The organism is Halalkalibaculum sp. DA384 (genome assembly GCF_043951955.1).
Classification (GTDB): domain Bacteria; phylum Bacteroidota; class Rhodothermia; order Balneolales; family Balneolaceae; genus JAMQKA01.
The window spans coordinates 64,339-78,384 of the sequence record NZ_JBINJE010000006.1 but is presented as its reverse complement, the minus strand read 5'-3'; the positions used below and the strand labels follow the sequence as shown (position 1 = coordinate 78,384).

The 14,046-nt window shown below is 51.4% G+C and carries 13 protein-coding genes; 3 read left to right on the top strand and 10 right to left on the bottom strand.

Annotated elements, in window-relative coordinates; all coding sequences use genetic code 11:
• Nucleotides 1-11: 11 nt before the first annotated feature.
• From ACG2E4_RS05580 to trpE, 6 genes are all read right to left on the bottom strand, one after another.
• Nucleotides 12-686, bottom strand: a complete 675-nt coding sequence (locus ACG2E4_RS05580; protein ID WP_395259893.1) for a phosphoribosylanthranilate isomerase — start codon at nucleotides 684-686, stop codon at nucleotides 12-14.
• Nucleotides 687-812: 126 nt separating this feature from the next.
• A complete protein-coding gene (trpC, locus tag ACG2E4_RS05575; protein WP_395259891.1) occupies nucleotides 813-1,637 on the bottom strand; it encodes an indole-3-glycerol phosphate synthase TrpC in 825 nt (274 codons plus the stop codon).
• 8 nt (nucleotides 1,638-1,645) lie between these two features.
• On the bottom strand, nucleotides 1,646-2,674 hold the full coding sequence (gene trpD, locus ACG2E4_RS05570) for an anthranilate phosphoribosyltransferase (RefSeq protein WP_395259888.1): 1,029 nt from the start codon (nucleotides 2,672-2,674) through the stop codon (nucleotides 1,646-1,648).
• Between the two features lie 92 nt (nucleotides 2,675-2,766).
• Nucleotides 2,767-3,360: an anthranilate synthase component II gene (locus tag ACG2E4_RS05565; RefSeq protein ID WP_395259886.1), complete on the bottom strand. Its 594-nt coding sequence runs from the start codon at nucleotides 3,358-3,360 to the stop codon at nucleotides 2,767-2,769.
• The gene (gene trpS, locus ACG2E4_RS05560) at nucleotides 3,357-4,373 is read right to left on the bottom strand and encodes a tryptophan--tRNA ligase (RefSeq protein WP_395275949.1); all 1,017 of its coding nucleotides are present in this window, start codon (nucleotides 4,371-4,373) and stop codon (nucleotides 3,357-3,359) included. The genes ACG2E4_RS05565 and trpS overlap by 4 nt, the downstream gene beginning before the upstream one ends.
• Nucleotides 4,374-4,458: 85 nt before the next feature.
• Nucleotides 4,459-5,937: an anthranilate synthase component I gene (trpE, locus tag ACG2E4_RS05555; RefSeq protein WP_395259882.1), complete on the bottom strand. Its 1,479-nt coding sequence runs from the start codon at nucleotides 5,935-5,937 to the stop codon at nucleotides 4,459-4,461.
• Nucleotides 5,938-6,251: 314 nt separating this feature from the next.
• On the opposite strand from trpE, the gene ACG2E4_RS05550 reads away from it, so the two are divergent.
• From ACG2E4_RS05550 to ACG2E4_RS05540, 3 genes are read left to right on the top strand one after another with little or no spacing between them, the layout of a single operon-like run.
• A complete protein-coding gene (locus ACG2E4_RS05550) occupies nucleotides 6,252-7,811 on the top strand; it encodes a WD40/YVTN/BNR-like repeat-containing protein (protein ID WP_395275948.1) in 1,560 nt (519 codons plus the stop codon).
• Nucleotides 7,812-7,813: 2 nt separating this feature from the next.
• Entirely contained in the window at nucleotides 7,814-8,830 is a 1,017-nt protein-coding gene (locus tag ACG2E4_RS05545; RefSeq protein ID WP_395275947.1) for a PorV/PorQ family protein, read from the top strand.
• A complete protein-coding gene (locus tag ACG2E4_RS05540) occupies nucleotides 8,827-9,759 on the top strand; it encodes a PorV/PorQ family protein (protein ID WP_395275946.1) in 933 nt (310 codons plus the stop codon). The genes ACG2E4_RS05545 and ACG2E4_RS05540 overlap by 4 nt, the downstream gene beginning before the upstream one ends.
• A gap of 143 nt (nucleotides 9,760-9,902) precedes the next feature.
• Here ACG2E4_RS05540 and pssA read toward each other — a convergent pair whose 3' ends face one another.
• The 4 genes from pssA to ACG2E4_RS05520 form a co-directional block, all read right to left on the bottom strand.
• A complete protein-coding gene (gene pssA, locus ACG2E4_RS05535) occupies nucleotides 9,903-10,706 on the bottom strand; it encodes a CDP-diacylglycerol--serine O-phosphatidyltransferase (RefSeq protein ID WP_395259871.1) in 804 nt (267 codons plus the stop codon).
• A 92-nt stretch (nucleotides 10,707-10,798) separates the two neighbouring features.
• Nucleotides 10,799-11,503 carry a phosphatidylserine decarboxylase family protein gene (locus ACG2E4_RS05530; RefSeq protein WP_395259869.1) on the bottom strand — a complete coding sequence of 235 codons (705 nt, stop codon included), beginning with the start codon at nucleotides 11,501-11,503 and terminating at the stop codon, nucleotides 10,799-10,801.
• 4 nt (nucleotides 11,504-11,507) lie between these two features.
• Nucleotides 11,508-12,845 (bottom strand): RIP metalloprotease RseP, encoded by a 1,338-nt coding sequence (rseP, locus tag ACG2E4_RS05525; RefSeq protein WP_395275945.1) that lies wholly within the window; start codon nucleotides 12,843-12,845, stop codon nucleotides 11,508-11,510.
• Nucleotides 12,846-12,860: 15 nt separating this feature from the next.
• Complete coding sequence (locus tag ACG2E4_RS05520) at nucleotides 12,861-14,009, bottom strand: 1-deoxy-D-xylulose-5-phosphate reductoisomerase (RefSeq protein ID WP_395275944.1); 1,149 nt, start codon at nucleotides 14,007-14,009, stop codon at nucleotides 12,861-12,863.
• Nucleotides 14,010-14,046 lie beyond the last annotated feature (37 nt).

Below are 14,046 nucleotides of genomic sequence, written 5' to 3'. Positions count from 1 at the left end.
ATTTTAAATTCCTACAGGTCTCCTGTCTCCTGAAGGTTCCATATGTCGCGCATCTCATCCATAAACGCTTCAATTTTGTCATACTCTTTTTTACCCGGCTTGCTCTCCAGGCTGCTGGAAAGATCCACGGCATAGGGATCGGCAACTTTGCAAGCCCGGCGAACATTCTGAACATCCAGTCCACCGGAGAGAAAAAACGGAATTCCGTCAGCCACATCCCTGATGATATTCCAGTCAAATGTTTGGCCGGTACCGCCCCAAAGCCCGTCTACCTTGGTGTCAAACAGCAGGTAATCCACTTGTGACCGGTACGGCTCCACCTTCCGGTGAATACTTTTGGCCGAATCCGAACTGCTTACATGGATCGCCTTGACCACAGATTTTTCGATCAGTCCACAGTATTCCGGCGACTCATTGCCGTGCAGCTGTACCAGATCTATCCCGGTTTGGGTCGCAATCATGTTCACATCATCCAGCGGCTGGTTCACAAATACCCCCACACATTCGGGACCTTCAATCCAGTTGATGATGGCGCCCGCTTCTCCCGGTTCGATATAACGCGGACTCTCCTCATAGAACACAAATCCCATATAGTGAGCCAACGCCCCGGAAGTAAACCGTGCATCCTGCAGGTTCGTGAGTCCGCATATTTTTACTTTTGTTCGTTGTGAACGATCAGCAAACATCTGTTTTCTAACTAATTAGGAAATCTTTTCAGGATTCTTTGCAAAGCGGCGTTTCGCCCGGTCCTGGTGTGGCCGTGTATTCAACTTAATTCATTTTTAAGTGACCTTTTCCCGTGCGCAGATATCTCATTTGTCAAAGTTTTCTTCCTTTTCTGCTTTTAATATTTTGGCTCCTTCGATCAGCTGCCTAACCGCTTCCCCGGGATCCGGCTGACGCATAAAATATTCCCCTATAAGGGCAGCGTGGATATCTTGTTCCTGCAACAGCCTGATGTCTTCGGGAGAACTGAGTCCACTTTCCGATACTCGCACCGTTCCATCCTCAGCTTTCTGAAGAAGCCCGATACCGCGGTGCAGGTCTACCTCAAACGTGCGCAGGTCCCGGTTATTGGCGCCCAGAATATCGACCTGGGTTAAGTCAATGACATCCAGGTCCTCCTCCGAGTAAACCTCCACCAGGGCGTCAATTTCAAAATCACGCGCCGCCGCCAGCAACTCCGACAATTGATTCCCTTCTGTTATGGCAGCAATCAACAGCACGGCATCCGCCCCATAGGCGCGGGCTTCCTTGACCTGATATGGATCGATAATAAAATCTTTTCGCAACAAAGGGATTTCAACCGTTTTAGAAGCGGTTTCAAGATACTCAAGGTGTCCCTGGAAGGCGGGTTCATCGGTCAATACCGAAAGGGCTGCCGCCCCGCCCCGCTGGTATTGGCCTGCGATACGCGCGGGGTCAAAATCCCTGCGGATCAGTCCCTTCGAGGGCGATGCCTTTTTTATTTCCGCGATAATTGAAACTGTTTCACTCCCGGCAAGTGCTTCCGCAAAATCTCGCCGATTCCGCTCAAAACACTCCATACTCTCCAGGTCTCTGAGTGAGACCTGCTTCCGGCGTTTCTTGAGATCGATCGCCGTTTGTTCAACAATCTGTTCTAAAATAGTGGCCATAACTGGATTTACGCGATGTCGTTACTAGCTTCGATATATCGTTCCAGCGCTTTTTGGGCTGCTCCGGATCGGAGGCTTTCTTCGGCCAGCTCCCTGGCTTCATCCAGGTGTTTGACTTTGCCGCTTGCATGGATGGCGAACGCGGCATTAAGCTTCGTAATGTTCGTCTGGGCTGGCGCGGCTTTATTCTTCATAATATTTTGCATAATCGCGGCATTGGTCCGTGCATCCCCTCCCATCAGCTCCTCCATGTCAACCCAGTCAAAATCCAGGGATCGCGGGTCAAAGGTAATCGCATCTGACACAAATTGATCCTTGAGTTCATATATTTCAGACTGGCTCGTCAGGCTTATCTCATCCAGCCCGTCGTGGGCATTCACCGTGTAGGCAAAACGGGTATCGAGGTTTGCAAGGATGTGTGCTATCGTGCGGGCCGTTTCCTTGTTAAAGGCCCCGATCATCTGCCGGCGGGTTCCCGCGGGATTCAGCAGCGGCCCCAGGATATTGAAAAACGTCCGTATTGCCAGACCCTTGCGGGCAGGCATCACGTGCTTCATGGCGGGATGGAAATTGGGGGCAAACATAAAAACCAGGCCCGTTTCGTTAAAGACCTCTTCCACTCCCTCCTTTTTCAGGTCAATAACCGCCCCCAGCTCCTCCAGGACATCGGCACTGCCGCTTTTGCTGGAGACACTACGGTTCCCGTGTTTCAGGACGGGCACTCCGGCGCCGGCAACAACAAACATCGCGGCCGTCGAGATATTGAATGTTCCCGCCTGGTCGCCGCCGGTTCCGCAAAGATCTACTGCCCCCTCAACGTCTACCTCCGGCTTGATCGCCGCATCCCGCATAACGCGGACAAACGCCGTCAGCTCCGATATGGTTTCTCCCTTGGCCCGCATTCCATACAGAAACGCGGCCGTCTGGGGATCGTTGACTTCCCCTTCTATAATCGACTGCAGGGCCGAGGTGGCTTCATCATCTGTGAGATCCTTCCCATCGAGCAGTTTTTCAAGTATATCCGTAAATTTTTCCATGCCTTTTGCTACAAAAAATTAATAAATAACTGCGAAACTTCGTGTTCAATTATATAAGCAGCCAATATAGGTCCTTCCGATATCCTGCTTAATTACACCTTTTTTGTAATATTTGTGACTCCAACACTGTCCAGCCAGTTGGCCACGAGCCGGGGGCCTGCGTCGGTCAGGATACTTTCCGGGTGAAACTGGATTCCCTCAACAGGGAACTGGCGGTGACGCACCCCCATGACAACGTCATCTTCACTTCGGGCTGTTACTTCCAGTGCTCCCGGTATTTGATGCGGATCAAGGACCAGCGAATGGTAGCGGGTAGCCGTAAATCCATCAGCGATGCCGTTGAATATGGTTTTGCCATCATGGTGGATCTGCGACGTTTTCCCGTGCATCAGTTTCGGTGCGTGTACCACTTTTCCTCCAAACACCTCTCCTATCGCCTGGTGCCCAAGACAAACGCCCAGTACTGGTATCCGAGCGCCAAGGGCCTCGATCACCGGTTCCGTGATACCGGCCTCGCCGGGCCGGCCCGGTCCGGGGGAGATAAGGATTCCGGCGGGAGCCATTTCGCGGACTTCTTCTACTGTCATCTCATCGTTGCGCACCACCCGGTAGGCATCGGTATGGCCCGCCACAATGTGAACCAGGTTATAAGTGAAGGAATCGTAGTTGTCGATAATTAAAATCATTTGGCTTCTTCCAAAATATTAAAGTTTCGGACAATACCGGTTACCTCCCGTACAGGTTCCATCACGCTTTCGGCACGCTCGCGTGCCTTCCTGCCTCCCTCGCGCAGTACGTCGGTCACATAATCCATATTCTTCGCCAGGTTACTGCGCTTTTCGCGGACTTCCCCGAAATATTCATTAATCATTCCCAGCAGCTCTTTTTTGGCGTGCCCGTATCCATACCCGCCGGCCCGGTACTTTTCCGCGATCTCGTTCTGCTTCTCCTCTTCGGCAAAAAGCTTGATCAGCGCAAATACGTTGCAGGAATCCGGATCTTTGGGATCATCCAGCGGGGTGGAATCGGTTTTAATCGACATCACTTTCTTTTTCAACGTTTTTCCCTCATCAAAAATACCGATCGTATTTCCATACGACTTGCTCATCTTCTGCCCGTCAAGGCCGGGGACCACAGCCACCGATTCCACGATATGCTCTTCCGGCAGCTTCAGGTATTCTCCATCATAATGGTGATTGAATTTACCCGCCAGGTCGCGGCAGATCTCAATATTCTGCTTTTGATCCTGCCCCACCGGTACCAGGTCGGAATGGTATATGAGGATGTCCGCGGCCTGCAGAATCGGATAGGTAAACAACCCGATATTGGGATTCAGTCCCTGGGCTACTTTGTCTTTATAGGCAACGCCTTTCTCCATCAGGCTGACCGGGCAAAAGGTGCCTAATATCCACGCCAGCTCGGTTACCTGCGGCACGTCGCTCTGCGCAAAAAATGTGCACTTTTCGGGATCCAGTCCCAGCGCCAGGTAGTCCAGTGCTATATCGTAGGTATTTTGACGAATCTCCTCCCCGTCGTTGATCGAGGTCAGGGAGTGATAGTTGGCGATAAAATAGAATGCATCGCCCTTTTCCTGCATCTGGATGTGCTGGCGGATAGCGCCGAAATAATTACCCAAATGCAGTTTGCCCGAAGGGGTTATACCGGATAATATAGTCTTTGGTTTAGCTTCTTGCTCCATTAGTTATTACTGAGTTTTCAATATAATTCCGTGTTCGTATTGCGTATTTCGTACTGCGTATTATATCGAGGCGATACGTAATACGCTAAGTGATATCCAACGCCACACTCAATGCCTGGACAAGTGCCCCGGCTTTATCCTTCGTTTCGAAATACTCGTTCTCCGGATCGCTGTCGGCCACAATGCCGGCTCCCGCCTGAATATACACTTTGTTCCGGGAGACTACCATTGTTCTTATGGTGATACAGGTGTCCATGTTGCCCGAAAAGTCGAAATAGCCCACCGCCCCGGCGTAGGGGCCGCGCTTGGTGGGCTCCAGCTCATCGATGATCTCCATTGCACGAATTTTGGGAGCTCCGCTGACCGTACCCGCCGGGAAGCATTGCATCAGGGCATCCACGGCGGTCTGGCCCTCCGCGAGTTCGCCGCGGACATCCGACACGATATGCATGACATGGGAATAGCGCTCGATCACCTGGTTGCGTACCGGCTTTACCGTCCCGGACTTGCAAACGCGGGACAGGTCATTCCGCCCCAGGTCAACAAGCATCACGTGTTCGGCGATCTCTTTCGGATCGTTTTTGAGCTCTTCTTCCAGTGCCTGGTCCTCTTCCGGGGTGTCGCCCCGGGGCCGGGTTCCCGCAATCGGCAGCAATTCTGCGGTGCCGTCCTGTACCCGCACCAGCACCTCGGGGGATGAGCCAACCAGCGCAAAATCGTTGAAATCCAGGTAAAAAAGATATGGCGAGGGATTGACCATCCGAAGCGCGCGGTAGAGCATAAAACGGTCGCCCTCAAAATCGGTATCGAACCGCTGGGAAAGTACCACCTGGAAGATATCCCCCTCATAGATATACTCTTTTGCCGTCTCCACAATCTGCTCGAACTTCGACTTCTCCATATTGCTTTTGAGCCGTTCCGGGTAAATATCAAACGGTTCGGCAGGGCTAACCGGTTTCGTCACCAGGTTTTCCAGCTGGTCAAGGCGCTGCTGTGCACTGTTGTAAAGGGTTTCAAGGTTGAGCTCATCTACGGCCTCGTCCGAGTCAACAAAAACAGTCTTAATGATAATAATCTGCTGCTTTACGTGATCGAAGGCAAAGATTTCATCATAAAAAGCCCATATCGCCTCCGGCAGATCGATATCATCTTCCGGTTGATCGGGCAGGTGTTCCACGTCGCGCACCGTATCGTAGGAAGAAAATCCCACGGCACCGCCGGTGAGCCGCGGCAAGCCGGATAATTTCGGCTCACTGTATTCGGTGGTAAGATCCCTGAGTGCTTCAAAATAGGAGCAATCGAGTTTTTTCCACGCTTGCTCTCCTTTCCGGAGCGTCACCCGGCCGCCACTGTAATGCAGAATTTGATAAGGATTCCGACCTAAAAAAGAATAGCGGGCAAGTTGTTCACCACCTTCTACCGATTCCAGCAGAAAGGGATATTCAGTCTCTTTCCGGATCTTCAAAAAAAGTGAAACCGGTGTTAACACATCAGCCATGAGGCGACGATACACCGGGATTGCGTTATACTCCCCGGCCAGCGATTTAAATTGGTCGTATTTCATTCATTTCCTTTTTTGTTATCGACATCATGAAACCGGTACACAGCCGACAACGATTAACAAGTCACGACAATAAAAAAACCCACTTCCTTTTGAGGAACAGTGGGTTCTGCTACTAAAATCTAAAGGTCAGTTCATACCTTACCCACTGCCTGGCGGATACTCCAAACAGGCCACCACCAATTGCGGGTAATATGAACATCGTGTTTCTGCATTTCGCCTCGAAGATAACGGGGGGATTCGCTAAAATCAACTGCTTTGTTATCCTGACCAATAAACAATATTATAGATCAACTTGAGCAATCCAACAAGGAGTAATGAAAAAACCCACTTTTGCGCTTACGAGCCTTGTTACCACTTTGATCCTGCTGCTTCCTCCCGCCACGCGAGGCCAGGTTGTCGGGCCGGTACCCTCTCCATTCCGATCAATTGAGCAAAACAGCGTCTCCATTATGGAATCATATGGAGACACGCTGTGGATCGGGCCGGGATTAAATCGCAATATCGGCAATCAGGAACACTGGTTCCTGCCCGAAGGGGCTGACAGCGTTACGGCGGGACGCGGGCGTGTCTATTCACTGGCGCTGGCTCCTGATACTGTTCTTGCGGGATTGGGATTTAACCTGCAGCAGGCGGACGGGACGGTGCAAACCGGTGTTGGCTATCATCTTTCCACCGATGGTGGCGATCACTGGTCGTTTTGGCCTCTGCCGCTCGACTCAGAAGCTGACACCACCCTGATCTATGGCGGTCATTCCTACCGGATGCTCCCGATCATCGTGCCGCAGCAGTCTCCCCCCTTTGAAATTGATTTTTCTGGAAAAACGGTCGTTACGGCCAACTGGGCCTCCGGCATCCTCCGGAGTCGCGATTTCGGACAGCACTGGGAGCGCCTGGTTCTCCCCCCACAGTCGGCCGACCAGCTTGTGCCCTCGGAGCGTTATACTTTTTCCACCGCCGATGGCTCAAACCGCTACGACCCGCGATCGGATCAAAACCTGCTGGGTTTTTCGGTGTTGATTGACAGTAATCGAAATGTCTGGGCCGGCACGGCGGGAGGGATCAACATCTCATCCAACGCACTTTCGGCTCCCCAAGACAGCGTCCGATGGAGCCATATCCAGGTTGATGGGAGCCGTTTGCTGGGAAACTGGATTATCGAAATAGAACAGCAACCCTCCACGGGCGATATCTGGCTGACCAACTGGATTTCCGGCGTTACCGAAAATGAACAATACGGTGTGGTACGGACCGGGGATGGCGGAAAAACATTTGAGCCGGTACCGTTTCTGACGGGTAAGCGGATCAATGATCTTGGCTTTATGCAAAATCGGGTATTTGCTGCAGGTGACGAGGGACTGTACATAAGCTCCGACAAGGGGGATAGCTGGAGAGAGGTTGAACAGATCCAAAGTGCTGACTCATTTATCAAGGCCTCTGCCCGCTATTACAGTGTGGCTGTCACAGAGCAACGGGTGTGGATTGGCACCTCCGACGGACTCGCTTCTACCCCGGACGGCGGAAAGACCTGGGAAATTACCAGGGTCAACTTCCCTCTGGCGGGTGGCAACCAGTATCAAAACAGCGCTCCAGAGACCGATTCCTTTGCCTATCCCAACCCATTTTCCCCCTCCCGGCAGGAGATCGTCCGTATAAAATTTCGCGTTGAACGGCAGGGAGAGGTCAAGATCAGACTCTTTGATTTTGGAATGAACCTGATTCGCGAACTGGAAAACCGCTCGTTTGCACCCGGCACGTATGAGGCCGTGTGGAACGGACACGACAAAAATGACGAACGTGTTGCCAACGGCCCCATTTTCTACCTGGTGGAGTCGCCGGGAAATACAGCCCGAGGAAAAATATTAGTACTGGATTGATCATGAAGTATAAAAAAGCACACAATCGCTGTGGTCCCGGCACATCCTGTTGCTGGTTGCCGGTACTTGTTTTCGGCTTTATTGTTATTCCTTCCTGTCTTTGGGCACAGGCCGGCGGGCTGGCCGGTTCCTTTTCACGGCTGGGATTTGGTCCCCGGGGGATGTCGATGGGCAACGCCATGAGCAGCACCCCTGGAGATGGCTTCTACAGCTACTACAATCCCGCGCATGCTGCCCGTAACATCAACGGCCGCCAGCTCGATGTTTCAACCTCCCTGATGAAATTTGACCGTACGCTTCACCAGCTTAACGGGGCCCTGCCACTGCCTCCCAAAGCGGGAATTTCCTTCTCAATCCTGAATGCCGGCGTGGACAATATCGATGGTCGTACCAGCAGTGGATACCATACACAGATGCTTTCAACGAATGAGTATCAGTTCGCCTCCGCCTTTGGGATCCGGCTTACTCCCCGATGGAATTTGGGCGTCGGCATCAAGTTGTACCTTGCAGACTTTCACGCCGCACTCCAAAACGTCACCAGTTTTGGGTTTGACCTTGGAACGCTATACAAGGTATCCCCCACGCTGACGCTGGGACTGGTTATTCAGGATCTGCTTGCAGAATATCCCTGGAATACCGGTACGCTGTATGGCGATAGCTCAAGCGGTACAAATGTTGACGAATTCCCAACACAGCTGTGGATCGGGGCTTCGTATCAGCTTTTCCAAAATCTGCTGGTAGCCCTCGATCCCGGGTTATTACTGGAACCGTCCCCCGGTTCTGACCCGATATTTCAGCTGCGGGCCGGGGGACGCTACCGTATCCACGAACAGGTATCGCTGCGAGCGGGATGGCAGGTTGGTAATCTTCGCTCGATCGCAACCAGCAACAATTTCAGTGCCGGGTTTTCCGTGCATCTGCCTTTTGATCTTTTGGCACCTTCTGTAGATTACGCCTTTGTACCCGAGCCCAATTACGTCTCTACCATGCACATATTCGGATTGCAGCTGAATCTATGAAATTACGTTTCATTCTTCTTACCGCACTGTTACTGCCGGGGGCTGAATCCCTCAGAGCGCAGTCAAACGGACTCGATTTCCTGAATATCGGTCCAAATACCCGCTCGCTGTCCCTGGGAGAAGCAGTCACAGCCTTCCCCATGGGTGGTTCTTCAATCTATACGAATCCCGCAAACCTCGCGCTCGATACCACTTCCACGCTCACTGCCGATTACACGCTGTGGATTGCGGATCTTTACAACAGTCACATTGCGGTCAACCTCAAGCAAAATAACAATCAATCCCTGGCTTTCGGGTTACTCAACAGCCGCTCGGATAATTTTGAGGCCCGATCGGTGCCGGGACCCTCGGAGGGATCGTTTTCAGTGCACTATCTTTCGCTATCGGGGGGGTATGCCAAAGCTTTCAACAATATATCCATAGGGGCGGCTGCCCATTTTATCCGGGAAGAATATTTTGTAAATCACGCCTCCGGCTACAGTTTTAACGCGGGCGTCTCAAGCTACTGGATGAATGGACGGCTGCGAGCCGGTGCTTCCCTCCTGAGTGTGGGGAAGATGAACAAGTTAAACAACCAAGCCACCGATCTGCCCTCCAATATCCGGGCCGGAATCGTTGCCCGACTTTTCCGATTTCTTCCGCCGAAAAATCCCACACTGCCGGTTTGGGTTACCTTATATGGGGATTATATATCTTTCTTGGAACATCAGCCCGGAGCGGCAGCGAATCACTTTTTCAACGTGGGAATCTCTTTCGAGGTGGCGGAACTGATCGAGGTACGCGGGGGCTACAAGACGGGGCAGACCGACCGTCCCCTGGCCATGGGAATAGGCCTTAAAACGCAGGCACTGAGCTTCAACTACAGCCTGATCCCTTTTGAAACGGGGTTCGGAACGGCTCATTCTATAGGCATTGAATATTATTTTTAACTTTTAAACCATCGGTGCACTGTTAATAATCAGCCACTGCAATAAGTATTGCAGGTTGAAGGTTGAAGGTTGCAGGTTGCAGGTTACAAATTACCTTCAACCTTCAACCTTCAACTTTTAACTTTCAACCTGTAACCGATACTCTAGATCTCCTCCCCAAAAGCCTCGTGCCAAAAAGTGATGCCTCCCACAATAATACCTTTGATAATAAACGCCGAAAATACAATCATCAGCCCGATCTCCTGGAACAGTACAATCACAATTCCATAGAACAGAAACAGAAAGATACGCCCTTTATACTTTCGGATCGAGGCTTTGTCAAAGCTCGGCATTTTGTCAAATGGAATAGTGCTGACCATCAGGAATGAGAGCAACACGATTACCGGGATCAGGACGGTGTTAATTCCACTCTTAAAATCGGCAAAAAGGTCAGGCCGGTCATAAAACGTCAGGTAAAACGAGGCCAGTATAAGCGCCTGCGCCGGGGTGGGCAATCCTTTAAAAAAGTCGGTTCGTCCCTCTTGGGCATCCACATTAAAACGGGCCAGGCGCACCGCTCCGCACAACGGAGGCAACGCACTCAGGATAATTCCAACAAACGGCAGCTCGTTGAGGCCGAAATGGTATAACAGAAATCCCGGCGCCACTCCAAAAGAGACGACATCGCTGATTGAATCGAGCTCGATTCCAAACTGGCTGGTGGCGTTCGACAGCCGGGCCATAAAGCCATCCAGCGCATCAAAAAGTCCCGCAAAAACGATCAGCCAGGCCCCGAAATAGAGGCTTCCTTCCGAGATACTGATAATCGACAGGAATCCACAAAACAGGTTCATCAAAGTGAAAAAGCTGGGAACTGCAATACGGGGTATCGGCTTTCGTTCCCGTTTGTGCTTATTCTTCCGCCGCTGTTTGCGATAACGTTTCCATTTTTGGATAGGGTATTTCATAGATCAGGATTACGAGCTCCAACGATCAGATTCACGGCACAAATATATTGAGGCAACCATGCACTGAATCTGCTTGCTGATATCGGTTTCACTTAACGGTTAGAAATTTCTGTTGTCTCTGCACTGTCCATTCCGGATTTTACCGGGGCGTCACCCACTCGCCCCAAGACCGTTTCTCCCGCCACCGTTCGGTCGCCTTGCTGCACCAGAAGGGTGGTTTCAGGCGGTACCAGTATATCCATTCTGGAGCCGAACTTCATCATCCCGAACCGTTTTCCTGCCTGGAGCTGATCCCCTTCTTTAACATTGTACACGATACGCCGGGCCAGAAAGCCCGTAATCTGTCGATAAAAAACTTTTGCTCCAGAGGCATGGCGGACCCCGAAGTCCGCCCGCTCATTGAGTTCAGAGGCCTGGTGATCCCACGCCATCAGGTATTCCCCGGGATGATATTTGAGGTACTCCAGGGTGCCGGAGATCGGGTTCCTGTTTACATGCACATCCACAACTGAAAGAAAAATACTGATCTGCGTGGCCTTTCCTTTGATGTAAGTGTTTTCCTCCACCTCTTCCACCAGTAGAACTTTACCATCTGCGGGGGCCAGCACCAGGTTTTCATCACCGGGGACAATACGATCGGGATCACGAAAAAAATTAAGAATGAGTGCCACAAGTCCGAACATCAGCCCGTAGGCGAGGTAAGTAGTCCAATGATCGAGATATGATACCGCCACGCTCACTATTACGGCGAAAACGACGACAATAAAAATTGTGGGATACCCTTCTCTGGCCAGCATGCTCCTACCCAAATTGTCTAATTATATCATTGAACGTGACAAAAATGAACAACGCGATGATCAAAATGAAGCCGATCTGCTGCAATGCCATCCGTACCTTAGCCGAAGGTTCACGCCGGGTAATGCCCTCGTATATCAGGAACATCAGGTGACCGCCGTCCAGCACGGGAATCGGCAGGATATTCATAATGGCCAGTGTTACACTGAGGAACGCGGTAATCTGCCAGAATCCCAGTGCACCGCCGGAATCGGTAGCCTGTTTTGTCACGTTTGCAATAGCAACCGGCCCGCCCAGGTTTTCCCGCACAGAGATGGAACCTGAAAACATCTTGCTGAACCCCTGTATGATACCGTTCAGGGTTTCTCCCGTCCGGTCAAAGCCGTTTTTAATGGAACCGACCAGCCCGTATGTCAGGTGTTCAACCTGGAATATGTCGGTTCCCGATGGAGCGCTGATCCCGATGATATCCTGATCATTGGGAGTCACGGATAATTCGATCTCCTCGCCATCCCGCAGAACTGTCAGCTGCAGCGGGCCCTCAGCCGATTGAATATGCTGGACGAGCTGCAGCCAGTAGTCCACCGGTTGCCCGTTGACACTGACAATCCGGTCTCCCGCCATTAGGCCTGCAGTATCGGCCGGACTTCCCTCCTGAACCTGGTTTACCTGGCTTGGAAGCGCCAGCATTGGTGTCAAGAATCCCTCCTTGTTGATCCGGTCCAGCAGGCTGTCGGGCACGGGCACAACTGTTTCGCTCCCGTTTCGGAGGACGCTATACTCCAGGTTTTCTTCCAGGAGCTGGCCGGGGGCCACCAGTTCCTGGAAATATTTGACTCTCTGGCCGTTAACTCCCACTATTTTGTCTCCCGTTTGAAACCCCGCCTGCGCTATCACCGATTCTTCCGGGACGTAAATGCCATCAATACTATCAAGCAAAATGTTGGATTCACCATACGAAAAAGCGATACCTGCATAAATCATGACGGCCAACACCATGTTGAAGATCACCCCGGCAGTAATTACAATCATACGCTGCCATACCGGTTTGCTGCGATATTCCCACGGTTTCGGTTCTTCATTTACATGGTCGGTATCCATGCTCTCGTCGATCATTCCCGAAATCTTTACATAGCCTCCCAGGGGGGTCGCACCGATACAGTAGTCGGTTTCGCCTTTTTGTATTCCCCAAATTCGGGGAGGAAACCCCAGTGAAAAACGCTCTACCCGCATACCGAAAAGTTTGGCTGCCAGGAAGTGTCCCAGCTCGTGGAAGAAAACCAGAATCAACAGGGCAAGAGCAAATATGCCAAGTGTAGATAGTAAATCAATAACCCATTCCATGAAGTGTGCCTGTATTTAGATCTTTGATGCCAAATTCCTAGTCGTTTTATCAATTTCCGTCAATGCAGCTACTGATATTGTAATGTCCGACTCTAACGTTTTTAAAGCAGTTTCAATTATTTTTGGAATCTGAATATAAGGAATTTCCTTATCCAGAAAGCGTTGAACAGCTATTTCATTAGCCGCGTTCAGGATCGCCGGTGCTGCCCCTCCCTGCTCAAGCGCCTGTAGTGCAAGCCGTATGCAGGGGAACCGATCGTAATCGACCGGCTCAAAAGTGAGTTCGAACGCCTTTTTCCAGTTTAATCGCGGAACTTCGAGTGGGAGGCGATCCGGGTATGTCAAGGCGTAAAGGATGGGAACTTTCATGTTCGGCGGCCCCAGCTGCGCCTTGCTCGAACCGTCCACAAACGTTACAACCGAATGAATAACACTCTGTGGGTGAACAACCGCCTCAATTTTATTCAGCGGCAGATCAAACAGCCAGTGGGCCTCGATGATCTCAAGTCCTTTATTCATCATCGTGGCAGAATCGATGGTAATTTTTGATCCCATTGCCCAGTTGGGGTGGTTAAGGGCATCATCCACCGTTATATTTTCCATCTCCTGCCGGCTCCATGTCCGAAAAGGGCCGCCACTGGCTGTAATCAACAGCTTTTCTATCTGTTCACGGGGTTCCCCCACCAGGCACTGGAGCATGGCACTGTGTTCGGAGTCTACCGGTATAAGCTGGTCAGACTTCCCATTCAGCAGGTCGGTGATCAGCTTTCCGCCAACCACCAGAGACTCTTTGTTGGCCAGGGCCACTTTTTTACCCGCTTTCAGCGCGCTAACCGTTGGCCTGAATCCGACGAACCCGACCAGACTGTTTAATACAATATCGGCCTCATCCAGGACTGCCACCTCTTCCAGTTTATCATTACCGTAGAGGATCTTCGTCTCTCCGTGTTGAACAGCCCCTTCGAGGTCACTTCGAAAACTTTCATCACACAGCAGGGCTACAGCCGGACGAAACTCGTTAACCTGTTGAGCCAGGGTCTGCCAGTTGCTGTTACAGGTCAGCGCCACAAGCCGATATTGTTCGGAGTGTTCCCGAACAATATCGAGGGCCTGCATTCCGATGGACCCGGTGGATCCCAGTATTGCCAGTGATTTTTGTTCCACGATTAAATTAGCTGGTTAAAAAGCGTTGGAAGATAGA